Genomic DNA, 23,693 nt, shown 5'->3' on the forward strand with positions numbered 1-23,693 from the left:
CCCACAGAGACAGGCGAACATCCTGTGGGAGCGAATTCATTCGCGATGAGGCCGGAACAGGCAACAGGGATTTTGATTGCACGACGCAATCAGGAGAAATGACATGAACAACTGGATCAGCGCCCTCGCCGAGTTGCAGCAACAGGGTGAAGCCTGCGTACTGGTGACCATCATCGAAGAGCGCGGCTCGACCCCGCGCAATGCCGGCTCGAAAATGGTGGTCAGCGCCGAGCGGATCTTCGATACCATCGGCGGCGGCCATCTGGAATACAAGGCGATGGAGATTGCCCGCGAGATGCTCGCCAGCGGCAGCCAGCAGACCCGTCTGGAGCGCTTCAGCCTCGGCGCCAGCCTCGGTCAGTGCTGCGGCGGCGTCAACGTGCTGCTGTTCGAACCCATGGGCCAGCCCCAGGCGCAGATTGCCGTATTCGGCGCCGGCCATGTCGGCCGTGCGCTGGTGCCGCTGCTGGCCAGCCTGCCCTGCCGGGTACGCTGGATCGACTCGCGGGAAGCGGAGTTCCCCGCGCACCTGCCCGAAGGCGTGAGCAAGATCGTCAACGAGGAAGTCATCGATGAAGTGGATAACCTGCCCGCCGGCAGTTACTGCATCGTCATGACCCACAATCACCAGCTGGACCTGGAACTGACCGCCGCCATCCTCAAGCGCGGCGACTTCACCTGGTTCGGCCTGATCGGCTCGAAAACCAAACGCGCCAAGTTTGAACACCGCCTGCGAGATCGCGGCTTCGACCCGGCGCTGGTCCAGCGCATGCGCTGCCCGATGGGCCTCTCCGAGGTCAAGGGCAAGCTGCCGATGGAGATCGCCGTCTCGGTCGCCGCCGAAGTGATCGCCACCTACAACGCCAATTTCGGCGAACAGGGTTCGACCTCCGAACCCGTCGCCCGACTGCTGCCGGCCTCGCGCCGCAGCGAGTCACTTCAAATTCGTGAAGCTTGAAAACGAGACAATTCCGACATGACGACTGACAAGAAAGCCTACCGTGCCGCCATCATTCACAGCCTCGCCGACCCGGCCGAGGTGCCAGTGGAGGACTCGTACGCGTATTTCGAAGACGGCCTGCTGGTGGTCGAAAACGGCCTGATCACCGCCGTCGGCCATGCCCGCGATCTGCTGGGCACGCTCGCCGCCGACGTCGAAGTGGTGAGCTATCAGGATGCGCTGATCACTGCCGGCTTTATTGACACCCATATCCACCTGCCACAGACCGGCATGATCGGTTCCTACGGCGAGCAACTGCTGGACTGGCTCGACACCTACGTTTTCCCCTGCGAAAAACAGTTCGCCGACCCGGCGCACTCCGCCGAAGTCGCCGACATTTTTCTCAAGGAATTGCTGCGCAACGGCACCACCAGCGCGCTGGTGTTTGGCAGTCGGCACAAGGAATCGGTGGACGCACTGTTCAGCGCCGCCGAAAAGCGCAACCTGCGCCTGATCGCCGGCAAGGTGATGATGGACCGCAACGCGCCGGATTATCTGGTCGACACCGCCGAATCCAGCTACGTCGACAGCAAGGCGCTGATCGAGCGCTGGCACGGCAAGGGTCGCCTGCACTACGCAGTGACGCCACGCTTCGCGCCGACCAGCACGCCGCAGCAGTTGAGCCTGGCCGGGCAGTTGCTCGGCGAATACCCGGATCTGTACATGCAGACCCACATCAGCGAAAACCTCAAGGAAGTCGAGTGGGTCAAGGCGCTGTTCCCGGAGCGCAAGAACTACCTGGACGTGTACGACCACTTCCAGTTGCTCGGCGAGCGCTCGGTGTTCGCCCACGGCGTGCATTTGTGTGATGAAGAATGTCAGCGCCTGGCGGAAACCGGCTCGGCCATCGCTTTCTGCCCGACGTCGAACCTGTTCCTCGGCAGCGGCCTGTTCAATCTGCCGAAAGCCGAGCAGTTCAAGGTCAACGTGGGCTTGGGCACAGACGTCGGTGCCGGCACCAGCTTCTCGATCCTGCAGACGCTGAACGAGGCGTACAAGGTCATGCAGTTGCAGGGCGCCAAACTCAGCCCGTTCAAATCGCTGTACCTGGCCACCCTCGGCGGTGCACGCGCGCTGCGCCTGGAAGACAAGATCGGCAACCTGCAGGCCGGCAGCGAGGCGGATTTCGTGGTGCTGGACTACAACGCCACCCCGCTGCTGTCGTACCGCATGCAGCAGGCGACCAGCATTGAAGAGCAGTTGTTCGTATTGATGACGCTGGGGGATGACAGGACGGTCAGCGAGACCTATGCGGCGGGGGAATTGGTGCATAAGCGTTGAGGGTGATACAGGTCTGATGCAAAACCCTGTGGGAGCGGGGTTGCCCGCGATGGCGTCCGCGAGAACGCCACCGCTTGCAAGCCGGACAGCTACAAGTCAGCAGCCCCCCCCTTGTAGGAGTGAGCTTGCTCGCGATGGCACCCGTTCAGTCAGCGCTGTGTTGATGGATAGATTGCCTCGCGAGCAAGCTCACTCCTACAAGGTTTTGCGTCAAACGACGCTGTTACGCCCCGGCTTTTTCTTGGTCAGCATCAGGTGCGAGAACACCGCGTGCAGATCGTCCGACGCACTCTCCTCGTCGAGGTTGAGCTTGCTGTCGATGTGGTCCATGTGATGCATCATCAGGTTCACCGCCAGGGTCGCGTCGCGGGCTTCGATGGCGTCGATCAACTGGGTGTGTTCATCGTAGGAACAGTGCGAGCGGTTGCCGCTTTCGTACTGGGCGATGATCAGCGAGGTCTGCGAGACCAGGCTGCGCTGGAAGCTGATCAGCGGGGCATTCTTCGCCGCTTCGGCCAGTTTCAGGTGGAATTCACCGGACAGCCGGATACCCGCGCCACGATCCCCTCTGGAAAAACTGTCGCGCTCGTCGCTGACCATCTTGCGCAGTTCGTTGAGCTGCTCGCTGGTGGCGTGCTGCACGGCCAGTTCAGTGATGGCCTTTTCCACCATGCGCCGGGCGAAAAACACCTGACGGGCTTCCTCCACGCTCGGACTGGCGACCACCGCGCCACGGTTCGGCCGCAGCAGCACCACACCTTCGTGGGCCAGACGGGAAAGCGCGCGACGGATGATGGTGCGGCTGACCCCGAAGATTTCGCCGAGGGCTTCTTCACTCAGCTTGGTGCCGGGCGCCAGCCGCTGTTCGAGGATCGCCTCGAAAATATGGGCGTAGACGATGTCGTCCTGGGTTCCGCTACGGCCAGCCTTGGCGGCACGCGGTTGTTTCTTGAGGGGTTGCAACTGATCGTTCATGGGCACTCGTGAGAACTGAATCCGGCGCGGTGGCCTTGCCGTGATCACTGGTGGTGAAACCGCTGTGGGTAAACCAATAGCAGATAAAACCGCCCAGTCACAGAAAAAGTAATGGCGCATTGTACACAGTGCGCCAAGTCTGCACAGGCCCCTGCTCTACGGTGCGTTATGCACACAATCTCAAAAATCCTCAGCACAAAACAGAAAACATTATTTGCATTATTTGTATACAAAAGCATAATTCGCTCGTGCACTTCCTGACCTTTCAGTCAACAAATTGAGCGATCAGGTCGCCCCGCTACAAGGAGCAGTTACCGGCTCTGAAAAAAACAACAAAAACGTCCCGAGGATTTCACTGTGGAAAGTCGCAAAACCGAAGCCGCGTCGCTGGATGCCACTCAGGCCGAAGCCGTTTGTCTCAAAAGCATGCCGCCGCGCACCGGCCTGCTCGAACGTCTTTTCAAGCTGAGCCAGCACGGCACGACCGTCAGAACCGAGCTGCTGGCGGGCCTGACGACCTTCATCACCATGGCCTACATCATTTTCGTCAACCCCAACATCATGGCCGACGCCGGTATCGATCACGGCGCCGCCTTCGTCGCCACCTGCATCGCCGCCGCGCTGGGTTGCCTGCTGATGGGCCTGTACGCCAACTGGCCGGTCGGCCTGGCGCCGGGCATGGGCCTGAACGCGTTCTTCACCTACACCGTGGTCGGCACCATGGGCTACAGCTGGCAGACCGCGCTGGGGGCGGTGTTCATTTCCGGGGTGATCTTCATGATCCTGACCCTGTCGCGGATCCGCGAATGGCTGCTCAACAGCATTCCGGTGAGCCTGCGTTTTGCCATGGGCGCCGGGGTCGGCCTGTTTCTCGGCCTGATCGGTTTGAAGACCGCCGGTATCGTGGTCGACAGCCCGGCCACGCTGATCAAGCTCGGTTCGCTGCGTGAACCCGGTCCGCTGCTGGCCGCCGTGTGCTTCCTGATGATCGCCGTGCTCAGCTACCACCGCGTGTTCGGCGCGATTCTGATCAGCATCATCACCGTGACCCTGGCCGGCTGGGGTCTGGGCCTGGTGCATTACAACGGCATCTTCTCCACCCCGCCGAGCCTGGCGCCGACCTGGATGGCGATGGACCTGGCCGGCGTGCTCAACGTCAGCATGATCAGCGTGGTGCTGGCGTTCCTCTTCGTACACATGTTCGACACCGCCGGCACGCTCATGGGTGTGGCACAGCGCGCCGGACTGGTGCACGACGACGGCCGTATCGAGAACCTGTCCCGTGCGCTGAAGGCCGACAGTGCCTCCAGCGTGTTCGGTGCGATGGTCGGTGTGCCGCCAGTCACCAGTTACGTGGAGAGCGCGTCGGGCGTGGCCGCTGGCGGTCGGACTGGTCTGACCGCGATCACCGTCGGCGTGCTGTTCGTGGCGGCTATGTTCTTCGCCCCGCTGGCTGGCATGATTCCCGCTTATGCCACCGCAGGCGCCTTGATTTACGTGGCGATGCTGATGATGGGCGGCATGGCCCACATCGACTGGGAGGAAGCCACCGACAGCATTCCGGCGATCGTCACGGCGATCATGATGCCGCTGACTTTTTCGGTTGCCGATGGCATCGCGCTGGGTTTCATCACCTACGTGACGCTGAAGGCCGGCACCGGTCGGCACAAGGAAGTGTCCGCCAGCCTGTGGGTGCTGTGCGCAATCTTCATTGCCAAGTTTGTGTTTTTGTAAGAGCAGTGCGCTCACCGCAATAACGCAAGGTTGACATCGGCCCTTGTGGGAGGGAGCTCTGCTCGCGAAGGCGTCGGATCAGACAGCACATCAGCGTCTGACCCGGCCTCTTCGCGAGCAGAGCTTCCTCCCACATGGGCCTGTGTCGTTTTTGATATCCGTTTCAGGCATTACCCCTCACACAGGAGCAAACATCGTGACTCTGGAAACCTGGCTGTTGTTCAGCGGCGCTGCACTGGTGGTGATTCTGATCCCCGGCCCGCTGTCGCTGTTGATGATCGGCAACAGCCTCAATTACGGCCTGCTGCGTTCGTACCCGGCGTTTCTCGGCGGCGTCTGTGCGTCGATCTGCCTGTTGAGTGCGTCGGCGCTGGGCCTGGGGGCGTTGCTGATGGCGTCGGAACAGTTGTTCAGCGTACTGAAGATCGCTGGTGGCCTGTATCTGTTCTATCTGGCCTGGCAGAGCTGGAAGCAGTCGCGCCAGCCCATTCAGGGTGCTCATGTGCCAGAAGCCATTGCCCATCCGGGTTTCGCTGCGCTGTTCTGGCGCGCCTTCGTGCTCGGCGGCAGCAACCCCAAGGACATTCTGTTTTTTGCGGCGTTTCTGCCGCAGTTTCTCAAGGCCGATCAGCCGTTTCTCGGTCAGTTGCTGACCATGATCGTGACCTGGACCCTGCTGGACCTCGCCTGCAAGTTGTTCTACGGCCTCAGCGCCCAGGGCGCGGCGCGTTATCTGCGCACCGGCAAGGGCCAGAGCTGGTTCAACCGCGTCAGTGCCGGGTTGTTCGGCACGGCGGGGACGGCGGCGTTGCTGAGCCGGTAAGGCTGCAGCGTGCCCTGTAGGAGCTGGCTTGCCCTGCGACCGGCTGCGAAGCAGTCGTAAATCCGGTGAACGCGGTGTGACAGATACAACGCATACGCAGGTTTTACGACGGGCTCCCCGCCGGTCGCAGGGCAAGCCAGCTCCTACAGGTATTGTTGTTTTCCGCAGACGAAAAAAAGCCCGCAGTGTGGGGCGGGCAAGAGGAACAGCGGGGCAATCAGAGTGATGCGCAGCGAACTAGCTACCGCGATAGGTGGAATAGCTATACGGCGAAATCAGCAGCGGCACATGGTAGTGATCCTGATTGCCATCGATGCCGAAGCGCAGCACCACTTCGTCAAGGAACGCCTGATCGCCCAGTTTCACGCCCTTGGCGCGGTAGTAGTCGCCGGCGCCGAACTGCAGTTGATAGACCCCGGAACGGTAGTCATCACCCTGCAGCAGTGGCGCGTCGCAGCGGCCGTCGCTGTTGGTCAGGGCTTCGGCGATCTTTTCCAGACGCTCACCCTCGACCCGGTACAGGGCAATGCGGATGGCGCTGCCGGGGCAGCCGTGTGCGGCGTCCAGCACGTGTGTGGTCAGTCGTCCCATGCGAGTCGGTGCCTCATTTGATGATTGGAAATCCGTTTTCGCCCTTTATTGGTGCTCTGAAAAAGGCGAACGCTGCTGAATTAAGACACTTTTCAAAAAAATTGTACACAATAAAAACAACTTTTTCTGCGCCCTTGCCGACCCGTGGCGAGGAAGCCCTGAAATGACGGGCATACAGGAAAATACTGACGTCCTTGAAAATATCCTGACCAATCAGGCAAGTTTCTTGCACAGACATACGGTAGGAGAAAACGTGAAAAACAGGCTTACAAATCGCAAATAAAGTTGTATACAATCTATCCATCGCGCAGTGACGCCCCTGGATCGGATGCGCTATCCAGCGACGGCCACCGCTACAGACAACAGGTAGAGAAGGAAGATTGCAGTGAGCGCCGACTATCCACGCGACCTGATCGGTTACGGCAGTAACCCGCCCCATCCACACTGGCCCGGCAATGCCCGTATCGCGCTGTCGTTCGTACTCAATTACGAGGAAGGCGGCGAGCGCAACATCCTGCACGGTGACAAGGAGTCCGAAGCCTTTCTGTCCGAGATGGTCGCTGCCCAGCCGCTGCAGGGCCAGCGCAACATGAGCATGGAGTCGCTCTACGAATACGGCAGCCGCGCAGGCGTATGGCGCATTCTCAAGCTGTTCAAGCAATTCGACATCCCGCTGACCATCTTCGCCGTGGCCATGGCCGCCCAGCGTCACCCGGACGTGATCCGCGCGATGGTCGACGCCGGCCACGAGATCTGCAGCCACGGCTACCGCTGGATCGACTACCAGAACATGGACGAGGCCCAGGAGCGCGAGCACATGCTCGAAGCCATCCGCATCCTCACCGAAATCACCGGCGAACGTCCGCTGGGCTGGTACACCGGCCGCACCGGTCCGAACACCCGGCGTCTGGTGATGGAAGAAGGCGGTTTCCTCTACGACTGCGACACCTACGACGACGACCTGCCCTACTGGGAACCGAACAACCCGACCGGCAAGCCGCATCTGGTGATCCCTTACACCCTGGACACCAACGACATGCGCTTCACTCAGGTGCAGGGCTTCAACAAGGGCGACGACTTCTTCGACTACCTGAAAGACGCCTTCGACGTGCTCTACGCCGAAGGTGCCGAAGCGCCGAAAATGCTCTCCATCGGCCTGCACTGCCGACTGATCGGCCGCCCTGCCCGCCTGGCGTCGCTGCAGCGTTTCCTCGAATACGTCAAAGGCCATGAGCAGGTGTGGTTCGCCCGCCGCGTCGAGATCGCCCGCCACTGGCACGACGTGCACCCCTGCCCTTCTCATTCAAAGCAAGGAGGCGCCAAATGAGCCGCTTCCAGACCCTGACCCCGTCCTCTCTGAGCCGCGAAGCCTTCGTCGAAGCCTTCGCCGACATCTACGAGCATTCGCCGTGGGTCGCTGAAAAAGCCTTCGACCTGGGCCATGGCAGTGATGTCGACGACATCGAGACCCTGCATGCCCGTATGAGCGACATCCTGTTGAGCGCCGACCACGCCACGCAACTGGCGCTGATCAACGCTCACCCGGATCTTGCCGGCAAAGCCGCCGTGCAAGGCCAACTGACCGAAGCCAGCACCCACGAACAGGCTGGCGCCGGTATCCACCAATGCACGGCTGAAGAGTTTGCACGCTTCACCGAGCTGAACGACGCCTACAAGGCCAAGTTCAAGTTCCCCTTCATCATGGCGGTGAAAGGCAGCAACCGGCATCAGATCCTCGCGGCCTTCGAGACGCGCATTCACAACCCGGTCGACACCGAGTTCGCCTGCGCTCTGGCCGAGATCAACAAGATCGCGATGTTCCGTTTGCAGACCCTCTGACCGACCTTCTCCCACGCCATCAATCAAAGGCAGACAAAAAGAATGAAAGCTTACGCCGTACCCTTCGAGAAATTCGTCAACCTGGCCGATGCCCGTCTGGGCACCAAGATCATTTCCGTCACCGACGACTGGTTCGCCGACGCCAACCGCCTGTTCCAGCCGACTCCGGCGGTGTGGAAAGAAGGCGTGTTCGACGACAACGGCAAATGGATGGACGGCTGGGAATCGCGCCGCAAGCGTTTCGAAGGTTATGACAGCGCCGTGATCCGCCTGGGCGTGCCCGGCTCGATCAAGGGCGTGGACATCGACACCTCGTACTTCACCGGTAACTACCCGCCATCAGCCTCGCTGGAAGCCTGCTTCCTGGCCTCGGGCGAGCCGGACGAGAACACCGTGTGGACCGAAGTGCTGCCAGCCGTGGAACTGAAAGGCGACAGCCACCACTACCACGAAATCGCCGACACCCAGGCTTACAGCCACCTGCGCTTCAACATCTACCCGGACGGCGGCGTCGCGCGTCTGCGTGTGTACGGCGTGCCGTTCCGCGACTGGTCGGCGGTGGGTGACAACGAACAGGTCGATCTGGCCGCCGCCCTCAACGGTGGCCGCGCGCTGGCCTGCTCCGACGAGCACTTCGGCCGCATGAGCAACATCCTCAACCCGGGCCGTGGCGTGAACATGGGCGACGGCTGGGAAACCGCGCGTCGCCGTACGCCGGGCAACGACTGGGTGATCGTGGCGCTGGGCCATGCCGGTGAAGTCGAGCAGATCGTCGTCGACACCCTGCACTTCAAAGGCAACTACCCGGACAGCTGCTCGATCCAGGGCGCCTTCGTCAAAGGCGGTACCGACAGCCAGATCGAAACCCAGAGCCTGTTCTGGCGCGAACTGCTGCCGAGCCAGAAGCTGCAGATGCACGCCGAGCACAGCTTCGTCGAGCAGATCAACAAACTCGGCCCGATCACCCACATCCGCCTGAACGTGTTCCCGGACGGTGGCGTGAGCCGCTTGCGCGTACTGGGTAAGGTCGCGAAATAACACAGCGCCGTTCCCGCACCCGCGCGGGAACGGACAACACACAAACCTGTAGGAGTGAGCTTGCTCGCGATGACGTTGGATCAGCCAGCACAGGCGTCACCGACATAACGCAATCGCGAGCAAGCTCACTCCTACAAGTGATTCGTCAATCAAGAGAACAGAAGAACCCGCATGCGCACACTGATTATCGAGCCGTTGACCAAAGAAGCCTTCGCCCCTTTCGGTGATGTCATCGAAACCGATGGCAGCGATCATTTCATGATCAACAACGGCTCGACCATGCGCTTCCACCGTCTGGCCGATGTCGAAACGGCGACGCCGGAAGACAAGGCGATCATCAGCATTTTCCGCGCCGAGGCGCAGGACATGCCGTTGACGGTGAGCATGCTGGAGCGCCATCCGCTGGGCAGCCAGGCTTTCATTCCGCTGCTCGGCAACCCTTTTCTGGTCGTGGTCGCGCCACTTGGCGATGTACCTGAACCGGAGCTGACCCGTGCCTTCATCACCAATGGCAGGCAGGGTATCAATTACCATCGCGGCGTCTGGCACCACCCGGTGCTGACGATCGAAAAGCGGGATGACTTCCTGGTGGTTGATCGCAGTGGCAGTGGCAATAACTGCGATGAGCATTTCTTCGAAGAGAGTCAGAAGATGATTCTCGATCCCCACTAATAAGAAGGGCCTAAACGTCCGCCAGTGACGTCAGGCAAACGGTAATGACTGTGACTGCACATCTGATGGAATGGCTGAATCTGGGCGTGCGCTGGATTCACATGATCGTCGGGATCGCCTGGATCGGCGCATCCTTTTACTTCGTCTGGCTGGAGAACAACCTCAACCGCGCCAATCCCCGTCAGGGCCTGTCGGGTGACCTGTGGGCGATTCACGGGGGCGGTATCTACCACCTGGAAAAATACAAGCTGGCCCCGCCGACCATGCCGGAGAACCTGCACTGGTTCAAATGGGAAGCCTACTGGACCTGGATGTCGGGCATCGTGCTGCTGTGCATCGTGTTCTACTCCAACCCCACGCTGTACCTGCTTGCCCCCGGCAGCACGCTGAGCGGCGGCGAAGGCATCGCCATCGGTGTCGGCGCGCTGATCGCCAGCTGGTTCATCTATGACCTGCTGTGCGATTCGCCACTGGGCAAACGCCCCGGCCTGCTGGGTCTGGTGCTGTTCGTGCTGGTGATCGGCGCCTGCTACGGCTTCAGCCAGGTGTTCAGCGGTCGCGGCGCGTATCTGCACACCGGCGCGATCATCGGCACCATCATGGTCGGCAACGTGTTCCGCATCATCATGCCGGCGCAGCGCGCGCTGGTGGCGGCCATCGCCGAGAACCGCGAGCCGGATCCGACCCTGCCGGCCAAAGGCCTGCTGCGTTCGCGCCACAACAACTACTTCACCCTGCCGGTGCTGTTCATCATGATCAGCAACCACTTCCCGAGCACCTACGGCAGCCAGTACAACTGGCTGATCCTGGCCGGGATCGCAGTGGTGGCCGTGGTCGTGCGTCACTACTTCAACACCCGTCACAACAGCCACAAGTTCGCCTGGGCCCTGCCCGTCGGCGCACTGGGCATGATCTGCCTGGCCTATGTCACCGGCCCTGCGCAGATGTCGAAGAGCCCGGACGTTGCAGCGAAGATCGAATACCAGCCACTGCCGGCCACGGCGATCGGCGGTCATCGCGCCGACGAACCCAAGCCTGAAGTCGCCCCTGCCCCGGCAGCCGCACCGGCTCAGGCCAGCGTCGACGACGGTGTGGATTTCGACAAGGTCCACAGCGTGATCCAGGAACGCTGCGCGGTCTGCCATTCTGCCAAACCGACCAGCCCGCTGTTCAGCAGCGCACCGGCCGGGATCATGTTCGACACCCCGCAGCAGATCCAGCAACTGGCCCCGCGCATCCAGGCCCAGGCCGTGACCGCGCAGATCATGCCGCTGGGCAACATCACCCAGATGACCCAGCAGGAACGTGATTTGCTGGGGCAGTGGATCGACAAGGGGGCGCAGACGAACTGATTAAACGGGGTATCGCTGATGCCCCTGATCAACTCAACTCCTGTGGGAGCCGGCTTGCTGGCGAAAGAGGTGTGTCAGTCGACAAACATGTGTCAGATACATCGCATTCGCCAGCAAGCCGGCTCCCACAGTAGATCGCATCACGACCGCTTCCGATCCAGATGTTTCACCGCCCAACCGCAACGGGCGTACCCAAAAAACAAGAACAAAATCCGAGGTGTTGCATGTCCGAGTCAACTCACGCGCGCATCCCTGCTGCGCCACCACGACAGCCACTGCCGTTGATGCAACTGATTCTGGTGGGCGTGCAACACGTCCTTTTGATGTACGGCGGTGCCGTCGCGGTGCCGCTGATCATCGGCCAGGCCGCCGGCCTTTCCCGTGAAGAAATCGCTTTCCTGATCAACGCTGACCTGCTGGTCGCCGGCATCGCCACCGTGGTGCAGTCATTCGGCATCGGCCCTCTGGGCATCCGCATGCCGATCATGATGGGCGCCAGCTTCGCCGCGGTCGGCAGCATGGTGGCCATGGCCGGCATGCCCGGCGTCGGCCTGCCGGGGATCTTCGGTGCGACCATTGCTGCCGGTTTCTTCGGCATGCTGATCGCGCCGTTCATGTCGAAGATCGTGCGCTTCTTCCCGCCGCTGGTGACCGGCACGGTGATCACCTCCATCGGTCTGTCGCTGTTCCCCGTCGCGGTGAACTGGGCCGGTGGCGGCAGCAAGGCGGTCAGCTTCGGTGACCCGCTGTATCTGGGCGTCGCCGCCCTGGTGCTGCTGACCATCCTGCTGATCAACCGCTTCATGCGCGGCTTCTGGGTCAACATTTCGGTGCTGATCGGCATGGGCCTGGGCTACATCCTTTCCGGTTTCATCGGCATGGTCGACCTCAGCGGTCTGGCCCAGGCCGACTGGATCAAGGTGGTCACCCCGCTGCACTTCGGCATGCCGACCTTCAGCCTCGCGCCGATCCTGTCGATGTGCCTGGTGGTGGTGATCATCTTCGTCGAGTCCACCGGCATGTTCCTCGCCCTGGGCAAGATCACCGACCGCGAAGTCACCCCCGGCATGCTCCGTCGCGGCCTGCTGTGCGACGCCGCCGCGTCGTTCCTCGCCGGTTTCCTCAACACCTTCACCCACTCCTCCTTCGCCCAGAACATCGGTCTGGTGCAGATGACCGGCGTGCGTTGCCGTTCGGTGACCATGGTCGCCGGCGGTTTCCTGGTCCTGCTCAGCCTGCTGCCCAAGGCGGCGTATCTGGTGGCATCGATTCCACCGGCGGTACTCGGCGGCGCGGCCATCGCCATGTTCGGCATGGTCGCCGCCACCGGGATCAAGATCCTTCAGGAAGCCGATATCGCCGACCGTCGCAACCAGTTGCTGGTCGCGGTGAGCACCGGCATGGGCCTGATTCCCGTGGTGCGGCCGGAGTTCTTCAGCCAGTTGCCACACTGGATGGGGCCGATCACCCACAGCGGCATCGCCATGGCGACCCTCAGCGCCGTGCTGCTGAACCTGCTGTTCAACGTCCTCGGCGGCGCCGAACGGGCGGCCATGGCAGGGCCTTTGCACTCGCACTGACCGCGCAGCGGTCGTTCTGCCCCGTTTTTGCCTCATGTGCTCCGTCGCAGAGCACTTGAGGCCGGCCGCGCGAGTCAGTATCCTCCGCCGCCGCTCGAAATCAGGGTCGAATGACCGCCCGCTAACAATCTGACTGACCGGACAGCTAATACGCTGACCGGAGCATCATCGAAATGGCATGGAAAATCCCGGAATCGACTGCTTTTTACAGCAGCCGACGAGACTTTTTTGTCTTTTTTCAGGGTGTTGGCTCAGCGCTTGCTATTCAGTCAAAGCTGACCAATCAGACAAGTTAGTAACAACAGAAAAAGACGCCGCCAACAGAGCGTCACCGACCGGCAACCACGATTTTTATTCAAGGGAGTAATGCATGAACCGTACGTTTTCCAGCCTGATGGCCGCAGGTAGCCTGCTTGCCGCCGCTCCGGCGATGTCTGGCGACCTGCTGCAATGGCAAAGCAACAGCCTGACGTATCTTTACGGCAAGAACTTCGCGGTGAATCCGGAGATTCAACAGACCTTCACCTTCGAACATGCCGACGGCTGGAAATACGGCGACAACTTCATCTTCGTCGACAACATCTTCTACAACGGCAAGAAAGATCCGGGCGTGGGCAATAACACCCTGTACGGTGAAATTTCTCCGCGCCTGTCGGCCGGCAAGATTTTCGACAGGAAGTTCGAACTGGGCCCGATCAAGGACGTGCTGCTGGCGACCACTTACGAGTTCGGAGAAGGCGATGTCGAGTCGTTCCTGATCGGCCCGGGCTTCGACCTGGACATCCCCGGTTTCGACTACTTCCAGCTGAACTTCTACAAGCGCTACAACGACAACCACCGCGCTGGTTACGGCGCCTGGCAGATCACCCCGGTATGGTCCTACACGATTCCGGTGGGCAAGTCCGACATCCTGATCGACGGTTTCATGGACTGGGTCGTGGACAACAAGCAGTCGCGCACCAAGGGTGACTACCACTCCAACCTGCACTTCAACCCACAGATCAAGTACGACCTGGGCAAGGCGATGAACCTGGCGGACAAGACCCTGTACGTCGGTATCGAATATGACTACTGGACCAACAAGTACGGGATCAACGACACCCGTTACTTCGATACCGACCAGAACACCGCCAGCTTCCTGTTGAAAGTGTTCTTCTAAGCGACACCCATCAGTGTGGAAGCGGGCTTGCCCGCGAAGCGGCCGGTTCAGACACCCCGTGTTGTCTGACCGGGCGCCTTCGCGGGCAAGCCACGCTCCCACCGGTTCATTTGCTACTGCGCAAATCGCGGCGCACGATTCCCACGCTCACCAGCGGAACCGCCGCACCCACCACCGTCAGACTCAGCACGATATATTCCAGCCCGAACAGCAGCAGCGCGCCGCCGACCATGACGGTCGCCAGGCTCGGCACGCCCAGGGCCACGATCAGCAACGCATGGGTGCCCAGACGGCGGGCGAAGGGTATGCGTGAGCTGAACACGCAGACCAGCCACAGGTACAGCCAGGCAACAATCGTCAGCAGGTAAATTCCCAGGTGAAGCAAGTCACCCGACATGCCATATCCGTGCATGGGTTCTATCTCCATCGAAGCGTGATCGTGTCTAATCGGCGAGTCGCCTCGCCCTATCGCCGGGCGAAATTTTACACCGGCAATCCCGCCTGTGCCTCCCTTTGATCGAGCGAACCCGCAATGAACGCAGCTTTTCTATCGTCCTGGACCTTCTGGGCCGTCCTGTCCGCCATCTTCGCCGCGCTGACGGCGATTCTCGCCAAGGTCGGCATCAGCGGCATCAACTCCGACTTCGCCACGCTGCTGCGGACTGTGGTGGTGCTGGTCAGCCTGGCGCTGATTCTCTACGCCACCGGCCAATATCAGTCGCTGGGCTCGATTTCCCCGCGCAGCTACCTGTTTCTGACGCTTTCCGGACTTGCCACCGGCGCCTCGTGGATCTGCTACTTCCGCGCCCTGCAGCTGGGTCAGGCGTCGTTGGTGGCACCGGTGGACAAACTCAGCGTGGTGCTGGTCGCCGTGCTCGGGGTGACATTGCTGGGCGAAAAACTCGACCTGCGGCAATGGGCCGGCATCTGCCTGATCACCTGCGGCGTCGTGCTGCTGGCCTGGCGACGCTAAGGTTTTCATGAGGTTTTCATATTCACTCGACCTGTTTTTAACGCGCGTACCGGGATCATGGGCCATCGTCTGACTTTTTTGCAGACGAATCATTCAGCTGTCTGACCTATTCCGGTACCCACAATGAATAAACTTCCGCAGATCACCCTGGCGTTCTGGGTCATGAAAATCTGTGCCACGACACTGGGCGAGACAGCAGGCGACCTGCTGTCGATGACCCTGGATGTCGGCTATCTGATGAGCTCGCTGATCCTGATCAGCCTGTTCGTCGTCACCCTGATCACCCAGTTGAGCAGCAAACGCTACAACCCGGCGCTGTACTGGCTGGTGATTCTCTCGACCAGCACCGCCGGCACCACCATGTCCGATTTCATGGACCGTACGCTGGGTCTGGGCTATGCCGCAGGTTCGGCCATCCTGATCGCGATCCTGTTGGCGATCTTCACGGTCTGGTACCTGAGCGAGAAATCCCTGTCGGTGAGCCGCGTGACCACGCTCAAGGCCGAGCTGTTCTACTGGTTCGCGATCCTGTTCTCCAACACCTTGGGCACCGCATTGGGCGACTTCCTCGCCGACGACTCGGGGCTGGGATTCATGGGCGGTGCGCTGCTGATCGGCTCGGCCATCGCCGTCGTTGCGCTGCTGCACTACACCACGCGGTTGTCGTCGGTGGCGTTGTTCTGGATCGCCTTCGTCCTGACCCGCCCGTTTGGCGCGACCCTGGGCGACGTGCTGACCAAATCCCACGAGAAAGGCGGCCTGGACTTCGGCACGGTGGGCTCGTCGCTGGTGTTGTTGAGCATTCTGCTGGTGCTGGTAGGTACCGCCACCTTCTACAACCGCAAGCCGGCGGTGGCCTATGAACGAGTGGAAAATAGCTGAGCCTCTGTCCCCATAGGAGCCGGCTTGCTGGCGAACAGCAGCGTGTCATTCAACATCAGGCCGCCTGACACGACGCCTTCGCCAGCAAGCCGGCTCCCCCAGAAACAAGCGTCCCGCCCTGCCGCTAACGCCCTTCCCACGGCAATGGCTTGCCCGCTCGCACATTGGCGTTGAGCGAGCGCAGCAGCTCCAGCGGGTCGCAGTCGGTCAAGGCATGACTCTGTTCATCCACCCAGGTCATGACCTGCTGCCGGTCCAGGCTGGGTCGGCGATGCAGGATTTCCACCAGTTGCCGCTCACAATGCTGGGCATAGGCGACGACACTGGAAAACAAAGGGCTGTTCATACCGACGACCTCTTGCCAGATACCTTGTTAGCCCTTGAAAAGGCGCCAGATTTTTCCCGCTCCCGTGACCACCAGCAACACGATAGCACCGGCGACCACCCCTGCCACCGCGTTGAGCAAGGTCGGTATCACCAGCGACAGTCCACCGGCCGACGCTGCCGTGACCTCGGTGAGGTGCTCGATGCCATGATGCAACGCCGGCACGCCGTGGGTGAGAATGCCACCGCCGACCAGAAACATCGCCGCCGTGCCGATTACCGACAGGCCTTTCATCATGTACGGCGCCGCACTCAACACGCCGCGGCCGAAGGCCCGCTGGGCATCGCGCAAGCCGCCCTCGCCCTTCAGCTCACTGAGGTACAGACCGCCGTCGTCGAGTTTGACGATGGCACCGACCAGGCCATACACACCGATGGTCATGACGATCGCGATCCCCGACAGCACGATGACCTGCTGCAGCAACGTAGCCTCGGCGACGGTGCCCAAAGTGATGGCGATGATCTCCGCCGAAAGAATGAAATCGGTGCGCACCGCGCCCTTGATCTTGTCCTTCTCGAACGCCACCAGATCGGTCGCCGGGTTCGCCACCGCTTCGCTCAGCTGTGCGTGCTCGGCCTGATCCTCTGCGGCACTGTGCAAAAACGAGTGCGCCAGTTTCTCGAAACCCTCAAAACACAGGTAGGCGCCGCCAACCATCAACAGCGGCGTCACCGCCCACGGAATGAACGCGCTGATCGCCAGGGCCGCCGGCACCAGAATCAGCTTGTTGATGAACGAGCCCTTGGCCACCGCCCACACCACCGGCAACTCGCGCTCGGCACGCACGCCAGACACCTGCTGGGCATTGAGCGCCAGATCGTCGCCCAGCACCCCGGCGGTTTTCTTCGCCGCCATTTTGGTCATCAGCGCCACGTCGTCGAGAACCGTGGCGATATCGTCGATCAACACCAACAAGCTGCTTCCTGCCATCACTGACATTCCTTATCCGGACAATGGCCCTGAGCATACCCCGCAGCACCGCTGCGGTCTGCTCCCGGCGCAATCTTGAGCCCTGCGCGAGGCCGGTGCTAACATTCGCCACCGCCGAGCCGGCAAGGACATTCCGCTTTATGAGCAGCATCCGCGAGCGCAACAAAGAACTGATCCTGCGCGCAGCCAGTGAAGAATTCGCCGACAAAGGCTTCGCCGCCAGCAAGACCAGCGACATCGCCGCCAAGGCCGGCGTGCCCAAGCCCAACGTCTACTACTACTTCAAATCCAAGGAAAACCTCTACCGCGAGGTGCTCGAAAGCATCATCGAGCCGATCCTGCAGGCGTCGACGCCCTTCAACCGCGACGGCGTGCCGGCCGAGGTGCTGAGCGGCTACATCCGCTCGAAGATCCGCATTTCCCGCGATCTGCCGTTCGCCTCCAAGGTGTTCGCCAGCGAGATCATGCACGGCGCGCCGCACCTGACGCCCGAGCAGGTCGAGCAGCTCAACGCCCAGGCGCGACACAACATCGACTGCATCCAGGGCTGGATCGAAGACGGTCTGATCGCCCCGCTCGACCCCAATCACCTGATGTTCAGCATCTGGGCGGCGACCCAGACCTACGCCGACTTCGACTGGCAGATTTCCACGGTCACCGGCAAGGCCAAGCTGGACGACGCCGACTACGAGGCGGCCGCCCAGACCATCATTCGTCTGGTGTTGAAGGGCTGCGAACCCGAGCGCTGACGCTTACCCGGCCTTGCTCGACTGCAGGGCCTTCTCCACACCATCGAGCAGTTGCCCGAAACTCCACGGTTTGCGGATGAACGTAACCGGGTGCTGCACGCCGGAGCTTTCCGGGGTTTCGTGACCGGACATGATCAGGATCGGAATCTTCGGCCACTTGTTGCCGGACAGGTTGGCCAGATCGGCACCGTTCAAAGTGCCCGGCATGAGGATATCGGTCAGCAACAGCGACACCCTGTCGGCGTGCTCGTCGAGAAACCTGGCGGCTTCATCGGCGTTTTCCAGCGCCCAGGTGGTGAACCCTTCGTCGCCAAGAATCTCGCACACGAATTCGCGAATGATCGATTCGTCCTCGACCACCAGAATCAGCCCCTTGCTCTGCCCGTTTGCTGCCATTTGCACTGCATCCACGGTTGAAATTCCCATGCCAGTCCCGAACGGCCCTGTTCCGGACTCGGGTTCTTGTTCGTACTGTGAGCGGCGCGCGCGCTGGAAATTCCATTTTGCGATGACATTTGGTCGAAACGGTTGTAACAGGCGGGGTGTGCAGCCGCCAAACCTGTAGGAGCCGGCTTGCTGGCGAAGGCGGTGGGTCAGTCAACATCGCGGGTTCATATCTGTCGCATTCGCCAGCAAGCCGGCTCCTACAGGTGATGCTGTGCAGCCAGACACTTTTTCGCAGGCATTAAAAAACCCGCCGAAGCGGGTTCACACAAGACCGTCCAACTTCCTGTCGGCCGCCAATGCCTGGCAACGGTCGATCGTCCCTGATCCTGCAGCGTCCTTTGCTGCAGTTGATGGGTTCAATGTACTGCTGATTTGGGATCCAATATAGAGCGAAGGTCTCCAGTTCTTGTAAGCCTTTGGCTATAGATACGAAAGGTCTGACAGCGTCTAAGGCTCTATCCCAAGGCAATTCGGCCTTTCGCTACGGCTAGATGGCGAATTATTCGCTCCATGCTCAGGTTTGGCGCTGACACGCCGAAATCCTTAATGGGCGGCGGAATCCGTAGGGTGCTGCCACGCAGACCGGTCAACGAACCGGTCTGGCGGGATAACAAGAACAATGAACGGAGTGACGGTCATGAATATGCGCAACCTCACGATCAGCCGGCGTCTGTGGCTGATCCTCATCGTCGCTGTGTTGATGTTGTTCACGCTGGCTGCGGCCATGCTCAAACAGATCCATGACGACCTCTACGACGCCAAGGCGCAAAAGACCATGCATGTGGTGCAGACCGCCAGCGGCCTGCTCGACTACTACCAGGGTCTTGAAAGCGCCGGCACCCTGACCCGCGAACAGGCCCAGCAACAGGCGATGAAAGCCATCAGCGGGCTGCGCTACAACCAGACCGACTATTTCTGGATCAACGACCTGCACCCGGTGATGATCATGCACCCGGCCAATCCCAAGCTGGTCGGCCAGGACCTTTCCGGCATCAAGGACCCCGACGGTTTTCAGGTCTTCAATGAAATGGTCACCCTGGCCAAGGCCAAGGGCGCCGGCATGGTCAATTACCGCTGGCCGAAACCGGGCGCCAGCGAGCCGGTGCAGAAGATTTCCTACATCTCGCTGTTCACCCCGTGGGGCTGGATCATCGGCTCCGGGGTGTACGTCGATGACGTCGAAAGCGAATTCCACAGCCAGGTGATCAAGGCGCTGTCGATCAGCACCGGCATCATCCTGATCATGGCCGTGCTGCTGATCCTCATCGCCCGCAGCATCTCCGGCCCGTTGCGTACCACCGTGGAAGCCATGGCCAGCATCGCCAGCGGCGAGAGCGACCTGACCCGCAGCCTGGAAACCCATGGCAACGACGAAATCACCCAACTGGCCCGGCACTTCAACGCCTTCACCGCCAAACTGCGGCGGGTGGTCAGCGAGTTGCAACAGTCGGCCGTCGGCCTGGGGCAGGCCTCGCTGGATCTGGGCAGCAACGCGCAGCAGGCGCAGGAGCGCAGCCAGCAGCAGTCCATGCAGATGGAACAGGTCGCCACCGCTGTCAACGAAGTGACTTACGGCGTGCAGGACGTAGCGAAAAACGCCGAACACGCCGCCAGCGAAATGCGCAACGCCGAATCTCAGGCGCAACAGGGTCAGGCCAACATCGACAGCAGCCTGCGGCAGATCGGCCACCTGTCCGGCACCATCGATCAGGCGGTCGAGGTCATTCGCACCCTGTCCAGCGAAAGCACGCAGATCGGTGGCGTGCTGGAAGTGATCAGCTCGATTGCCGAACAGACCAACCTGCTGGCGCTGAACGCTGCCATCGAAGCGGCCCGGGCCGGTGATCAGGGCCGTGGTTTTGCGGTGGTCGCCGACGAGGTACGCCTGCTGGCCCAGCGCACGCAGAAGTCGACAGCGGAAATCCAGAGCATGATCGAGCGCCTGCAAAGCCACTCCGACGCCGCCGTGAAAGTGATCGGCGACAGCAGCCGCTCGTCGCAACTGACCATCGAACAGGCCAACCTCGCCGGCCAGAGCCTGACCTCGATCAGCCAGGCGCTGCGCAACCTCAACGGCCTCAATGCGTCGATTGCCAGCGCCACCCTGCAACAGTCACATGTGGTGGAAGACATCAACCAGAACGTCACCCAGGCAGCGCAACTGTCGCAAAGCACCGCCATCGCCGCCGAACAATCCAGCGCCGCCAGCGTGCAACTCAAGGGCTTGAGCGAGCAGTTGAACGGGTTGTTGCGGCAGTTCAGGGTGTAAATACCTTTGCGTTCCGCTCCCTGCCCTATCCGGTAGCCCGCTTCAGTGCGGGCAGCCTTCCTGTCGACATCCCACGTACGCCTTTCACTGGCCGCATAGCGGCGGCACAGGGTTATTGGCGAAGTGCTTCACACTGAGCGCAAATTTGTTGAGATATCCATTTGGAAGGCGCACATGACTTTACGAAGTATTCCTACAAAAGATTTTTTTACAGACTACAGACCAACTGCATTTAGCTGCTTTTTTGAAATACCCAGAATCACATTAGGCAATATGAATACACAAAACGAAGCAATTTAAAAAATAAAGTTACACAAAAGCTGTAACATAGCGCATAAAAGCCAATAAAAAGCCCGCACACCTTCAATTTGAATTCATATCAGCTTACATTTTAATATTTGATCAGCGTACCGACGACGCTTAATTTCCAGCGCACCCAGAGGGCAAAAACTCCCACTCAACAGGAGCGCGCTATGAACTTCACCGAAAAAGACATCACGATCATCGAGAACGCGACGAGCGCCAGCGAGCTACAAGGAATTCTCAAGAACCTAAAGTCCAGCATCTGGCGTTATGGATGGCCCATCAATGACGCGTATTTTTCCAGACCTTGCTGGCACAGCTTCATTGCCGGATCAGGCAGACCTGACAAAAAAAGTTGTGAGCCTGAACTTGCACTTGATATCAAATGGCAAGACCTTTCACATTTCTGGGAACGCATCAAGTCTTCGAGCATCCCGAACGCGACATTGCTCGGGGTGTATGCGAACGGCCAGACGTTTGGCCAGGACTCCCCTATCCATCGAGACAATCGACCCCGAGAACAAGGCACCACCGTAATACTATTTTGCAATGAGCACTGGGCCACTTGTTGGGGCGGAGAACTCATCTTTTACGACCAGCACAAGCAAGACATTATCGCAACCGTGATGCCCAAGCCCGGGCGAGCAGTACTGTTCAATGGGCATATTCCACATAGTGCGAGGTCGCCCTCAGCGCTGTGCGATCAACTTCGAATGACCATTGCGTTCAAGACATTAACCTCATGAGGCCGGAGCATCCTCCAAAACCCGCCTCGAAAATCGAAGAACCTTATAAAACTCATTTACAGGGAGCCACAATTTCCATCGCGCTTGGACTTATGTTCTGGGGACTGTTCCACCTTACGGAGAAGAACGAGGATCCCTCTCCGGCATCTGGAGAAGAGCGCCTGCAAATTGGGCGTGTTTCTTCTGAAGGCTACTCTCGCAAGGCTGACCGCTCAATATTGATTTATAGAGTGAAAGTGCCCTCCAAAAACCCTAAAGTTCGATCGACTGAACAGACAATCTATGCCGAAATTAACAGTTGCAACAAACCCCGCCTTGATATAGGCGACACCGTATCTCTTACCGTTATCACCACCCAAGAGCGAACAATAGTAACTTCAGCCCATACACTGGACGGTTGCGTGCTACAAGACGCAGCCCTGTTGAAGCAGATGTCGGCATCCAAAAAGTTAGAAAAAAACATGATTCTTCTGCCTTTCGTTGCAGGCGCTCTGTTTTTCAGTATTACAACGGTTTTTTTCTGGATACGCCGTAAAAAACCTCACTCTCAATGACTATTAGAGAAACATATAATGAGTAAAAAAATAGAAATATTTGCAGCCCACATCGGAAAAGGCTCAGCCGCCACCGCACTCGCAGACCAGTTCAAGACGAATGAGAAAGGCTTTCATCTCATAAACCAATGCGCCCAAACCGTAGCAACCGTTACAAGCATCTTTTCTATTACAGCGGTCACCCCAGGGTTTATGCCCTTTGTTAGCGGGACTGCACATGTATTTGCCGGCACCGCAACGTTCCTCAAAATTATTGCAGAATCCAAGACAGAAGAAGGATTTGACCCAGGCGATTTACTGACACTGACAGGCAATGTCGCTGGCGTAATAGGTAGTGTGGTTCTTTTAGGCGGAATAACGGCAGGCGCAACACCTTTAGCGCTTGCAGCCATCCTGATCGGCGGGCTTTCGGTATTGAATTCGGAAGTCGCCAAAAAATTTTTTAAAAATGTAATCGTCCCCTTCTGGGAAAAAAAACTTCAAAGACACCCCCGATGCGAGCTACACAGATCACTGGATAGCCCCCGACCTCAAGCTGGCCTCGCTTGCAGAAATTCAGGCTTCGTATGAAAACAAGATCGGCATGGTCATCTGGGATCCAGCGACAGATGAGGTAACGGTTGACAGCGTACCTTGGGAGAAACGAGAGAACCCAGGTAACGAGGAGCCCACTGCACAAGATGCAACCCCCATCGGCGTTCTGCCACTGACAGCCCCGACCTGCCCGCTCCCACCACCTCCAACTCCTGAACCTGAACCTGAGCCTGAGCCTGAACCTGAACCTGAACCTGAACCTGAACCTGAAGGCGAGGGAGGGTCTATTGCCAGCCAGCCTTTACCATCAATGCCTATCGTTACCACACCCGCCCCCCCAGGTGCAGAGCTGGAAATCAGCATTATTGAACTTAACGGCGCCCCTGAGAAAACCCCCGAGAAAATCACAGTTGATTTTCCACCTATTGCTGAACCTGAACCGCCGCAGGATCAATATGGCTGCTGTACAGGAACGCAGGACAGCTATAGCTAAACACTTACGCTAGCCCCTTCCGATCTTGTTATGCCAATGCGGCTTGGCCCACGCCGTAGTGAACGAAATATCATGCCCGTGCCTAAGGGTAACGGGGCCTAGCATGGCTCAATCAATCCAATATCCCGACATAACCCGGCGGATTCTTCACGCGCTCAAGCCCGGCTCGAATGGCCGGGAACTGGCTCGAGTCAAAATCGGCTCAATCGCCAGTGCCACCCTGCAACAGTCCCATGTGGTGGAAGACCTCAACCAGAACGTCACCCAGGCCGCGCAACTCAAGGGCCTGAGCGAACAGTTGAACGGGTTGTTGCGGCAATTTCGGGTGTAAATCCCCCTTGTAGGAGCTGGTTCGTCCTGCGACCGGCTGCGCAGCAGTCGTAC

26 protein-coding genes are annotated in these 23,693 nt (G+C 59.7%); 20 read left to right on the forward strand and 6 right to left on the reverse strand.

From position 1 onward, the window contains the following. The first annotated feature begins 103 nt into the window (after nucleotides 1-103). A complete protein-coding gene (gene xdhC, locus ACIPL0_RS24425) occupies nucleotides 104-958 on the forward strand; it encodes a xanthine dehydrogenase accessory protein XdhC (protein ID WP_400599552.1) in 855 nt (284 codons plus the stop codon). Between the two features lie 18 nt (nucleotides 959-976). Beyond that, nucleotides 977-2,281 (forward strand): guanine deaminase, encoded by a 1,305-nt coding sequence (gene guaD / locus ACIPL0_RS24430; protein WP_400599553.1) that lies wholly within the window; start codon nucleotides 977-979, stop codon nucleotides 2,279-2,281. Nucleotides 2,282-2,491: 210 nt separating this feature from the next. Here guaD and ACIPL0_RS24435 read toward each other — a convergent pair whose 3' ends face one another. Further along, complete coding sequence (locus ACIPL0_RS24435; RefSeq protein ID WP_400599554.1) at nucleotides 2,492-3,256, reverse strand: GntR family transcriptional regulator; 765 nt, start codon at nucleotides 3,254-3,256, stop codon at nucleotides 2,492-2,494. 426 nt (nucleotides 3,257-3,682) lie between these two features. Between ACIPL0_RS24435 and ACIPL0_RS24440 the strand changes: the two genes are divergently transcribed. Together ACIPL0_RS24440 and ACIPL0_RS24445 are read left to right on the forward strand one after the other, a co-directional pair. Continuing rightward, complete coding sequence (locus ACIPL0_RS24440; RefSeq protein WP_400599611.1) at nucleotides 3,683-4,990, forward strand: NCS2 family permease; 1,308 nt, start codon at nucleotides 3,683-3,685, stop codon at nucleotides 4,988-4,990. 196 nt (nucleotides 4,991-5,186) lie between these two features. Next, a complete protein-coding gene (locus tag ACIPL0_RS24445) occupies nucleotides 5,187-5,813 on the forward strand; it encodes a LysE family translocator (RefSeq protein WP_400599555.1) in 627 nt (208 codons plus the stop codon). A 237-nt stretch (nucleotides 5,814-6,050) separates the two neighbouring features. On the opposite strand, the gene uraH is transcribed toward ACIPL0_RS24445, so the two are convergent. Beyond that, the gene (uraH, locus tag ACIPL0_RS24450) at nucleotides 6,051-6,404 is read right to left on the reverse strand and encodes a hydroxyisourate hydrolase (protein ID WP_400599556.1); all 354 of its coding nucleotides are present in this window, start codon (nucleotides 6,402-6,404) and stop codon (nucleotides 6,051-6,053) included. 385 nt (nucleotides 6,405-6,789) lie between these two features. On the opposite strand from uraH, the gene puuE reads away from it, so the two are divergent. From puuE to ACIPL0_RS24485, 7 genes are all read left to right on the forward strand, one after another. Then, nucleotides 6,790-7,731, forward strand: a complete 942-nt coding sequence (gene puuE / locus ACIPL0_RS24455) for an allantoinase PuuE (protein WP_400599557.1) — start codon at nucleotides 6,790-6,792, stop codon at nucleotides 7,729-7,731. After that, complete coding sequence (gene uraD / locus ACIPL0_RS24460) at nucleotides 7,728-8,243, forward strand: 2-oxo-4-hydroxy-4-carboxy-5-ureidoimidazoline decarboxylase (RefSeq protein WP_400599558.1); 516 nt, start codon at nucleotides 7,728-7,730, stop codon at nucleotides 8,241-8,243. Before puuE ends, uraD begins: the two co-directional genes overlap by 4 nt. Nucleotides 8,244-8,285: 42 nt before the next feature. Then, nucleotides 8,286-9,281: an allantoicase gene (gene alc, locus ACIPL0_RS24465; RefSeq protein WP_400599559.1), complete on the forward strand. Its 996-nt coding sequence runs from the start codon at nucleotides 8,286-8,288 to the stop codon at nucleotides 9,279-9,281. Nucleotides 9,282-9,452: 171 nt separating this feature from the next. After that, nucleotides 9,453-9,953: an ureidoglycolate lyase gene (locus ACIPL0_RS24470; RefSeq protein ID WP_400599560.1), complete on the forward strand. Its 501-nt coding sequence runs from the start codon at nucleotides 9,453-9,455 to the stop codon at nucleotides 9,951-9,953. Between the two features lie 50 nt (nucleotides 9,954-10,003). Beyond that, nucleotides 10,004-11,305 (forward strand): urate hydroxylase PuuD, encoded by a 1,302-nt coding sequence (locus tag ACIPL0_RS24475; RefSeq protein ID WP_400599612.1) that lies wholly within the window; start codon nucleotides 10,004-10,006, stop codon nucleotides 11,303-11,305. Nucleotides 11,306-11,529: 224 nt separating this feature from the next. After that, the gene (locus tag ACIPL0_RS24480; protein WP_400599561.1) at nucleotides 11,530-12,885 is read left to right on the forward strand and encodes a nucleobase:cation symporter-2 family protein; all 1,356 of its coding nucleotides are present in this window, start codon (nucleotides 11,530-11,532) and stop codon (nucleotides 12,883-12,885) included. Nucleotides 12,886-13,255: 370 nt separating this feature from the next. After that, nucleotides 13,256-14,044 carry an outer membrane protein OmpK gene (locus ACIPL0_RS24485; protein WP_400599562.1) on the forward strand — a complete coding sequence of 263 codons (789 nt, stop codon included), beginning with the start codon at nucleotides 13,256-13,258 and terminating at the stop codon, nucleotides 14,042-14,044. Between the two features lie 106 nt (nucleotides 14,045-14,150). Here the strand turns inward: ACIPL0_RS24485 and ACIPL0_RS24490 are convergent, their stop codons facing one another. Further along, nucleotides 14,151-14,441, reverse strand: a complete 291-nt coding sequence (locus ACIPL0_RS24490; RefSeq protein WP_400599563.1) for a hypothetical protein — start codon at nucleotides 14,439-14,441, stop codon at nucleotides 14,151-14,153. A 135-nt stretch (nucleotides 14,442-14,576) separates the two neighbouring features. Here ACIPL0_RS24490 and ACIPL0_RS24495 point away from each other — a divergent pair, with 135 nt between their 5' ends. Next, nucleotides 14,577-15,017 (forward strand): EamA family transporter, encoded by a 441-nt coding sequence (locus ACIPL0_RS24495; RefSeq protein ID WP_400599564.1) that lies wholly within the window; start codon nucleotides 14,577-14,579, stop codon nucleotides 15,015-15,017. Nucleotides 15,018-15,140: 123 nt separating this feature from the next. Then, nucleotides 15,141-15,899 carry a hypothetical protein gene (locus ACIPL0_RS24500; protein WP_400599565.1) on the forward strand — a complete coding sequence of 253 codons (759 nt, stop codon included), beginning with the start codon at nucleotides 15,141-15,143 and terminating at the stop codon, nucleotides 15,897-15,899. A 124-nt stretch (nucleotides 15,900-16,023) separates the two neighbouring features. On the opposite strand, the gene ACIPL0_RS24505 is transcribed toward ACIPL0_RS24500, so the two are convergent. Then, a complete protein-coding gene (locus tag ACIPL0_RS24505; RefSeq protein ID WP_400599566.1) occupies nucleotides 16,024-16,245 on the reverse strand; it encodes a hypothetical protein in 222 nt (73 codons plus the stop codon). Nucleotides 16,246-16,272: 27 nt separating this feature from the next. Further along, a complete protein-coding gene (locus ACIPL0_RS24510) occupies nucleotides 16,273-17,214 on the reverse strand; it encodes a DUF808 domain-containing protein (protein ID WP_400599567.1) in 942 nt (313 codons plus the stop codon). Between the two features lie 140 nt (nucleotides 17,215-17,354). On the opposite strand from ACIPL0_RS24510, the gene ACIPL0_RS24515 reads away from it, so the two are divergent. Then, nucleotides 17,355-17,963 (forward strand): TetR/AcrR family transcriptional regulator, encoded by a 609-nt coding sequence (locus tag ACIPL0_RS24515; RefSeq protein ID WP_400599568.1) that lies wholly within the window; start codon nucleotides 17,355-17,357, stop codon nucleotides 17,961-17,963. Between the two features lie 3 nt (nucleotides 17,964-17,966). Here the strand turns inward: ACIPL0_RS24515 and ACIPL0_RS24520 are convergent, their stop codons facing one another. Continuing rightward, a complete protein-coding gene (locus ACIPL0_RS24520; protein WP_400599569.1) occupies nucleotides 17,967-18,389 on the reverse strand; it encodes a response regulator in 423 nt (140 codons plus the stop codon). A 658-nt stretch (nucleotides 18,390-19,047) separates the two neighbouring features. On the opposite strand from ACIPL0_RS24520, the gene ACIPL0_RS24525 reads away from it, so the two are divergent. The 6 genes from ACIPL0_RS24525 (at nucleotide 19,048) to ACIPL0_RS24550 (ending at nucleotide 23,640) form a co-directional block, all read left to right on the forward strand. Further along, on the forward strand, nucleotides 19,048-20,679 hold the full coding sequence (locus ACIPL0_RS24525) for a methyl-accepting chemotaxis protein (protein ID WP_400599570.1): 1,632 nt from the start codon (nucleotides 19,048-19,050) through the stop codon (nucleotides 20,677-20,679). A gap of 473 nt (nucleotides 20,680-21,152) precedes the next feature. Further along, complete coding sequence (locus tag ACIPL0_RS24530) at nucleotides 21,153-21,728, forward strand: 2OG-Fe(II) oxygenase (protein ID WP_400599571.1); 576 nt, start codon at nucleotides 21,153-21,155, stop codon at nucleotides 21,726-21,728. Next, nucleotides 21,725-22,282, forward strand: coding sequence for a hypothetical protein (locus ACIPL0_RS24535; RefSeq protein ID WP_400599572.1), 558 nt, complete (start codon nucleotides 21,725-21,727; stop codon nucleotides 22,280-22,282). The genes ACIPL0_RS24530 and ACIPL0_RS24535 overlap by 4 nt, the downstream gene beginning before the upstream one ends. 18 nt (nucleotides 22,283-22,300) lie before the next feature. Beyond that, nucleotides 22,301-22,852, forward strand: coding sequence for a hypothetical protein (locus tag ACIPL0_RS24540; RefSeq protein WP_400599573.1), 552 nt, complete (start codon nucleotides 22,301-22,303; stop codon nucleotides 22,850-22,852). Between the two features lie 13 nt (nucleotides 22,853-22,865). Then, complete coding sequence (locus ACIPL0_RS24545; RefSeq protein WP_400599574.1) at nucleotides 22,866-23,309, forward strand: hypothetical protein; 444 nt, start codon at nucleotides 22,866-22,868, stop codon at nucleotides 23,307-23,309. A gap of 103 nt (nucleotides 23,310-23,412) precedes the next feature. Then, nucleotides 23,413-23,640: a hypothetical protein gene (locus ACIPL0_RS24550; RefSeq protein WP_400599614.1), complete on the forward strand. Its 228-nt coding sequence runs from the start codon at nucleotides 23,413-23,415 to the stop codon at nucleotides 23,638-23,640. Nucleotides 23,641-23,693 lie beyond the last annotated feature (53 nt).

The sequence above is a fragment of the Pseudomonas sp. NPDC090208 genome (assembly GCF_044746785.1).
GTDB lineage: Bacteria > Pseudomonadota > Gammaproteobacteria > Pseudomonadales > Pseudomonadaceae > Aquipseudomonas.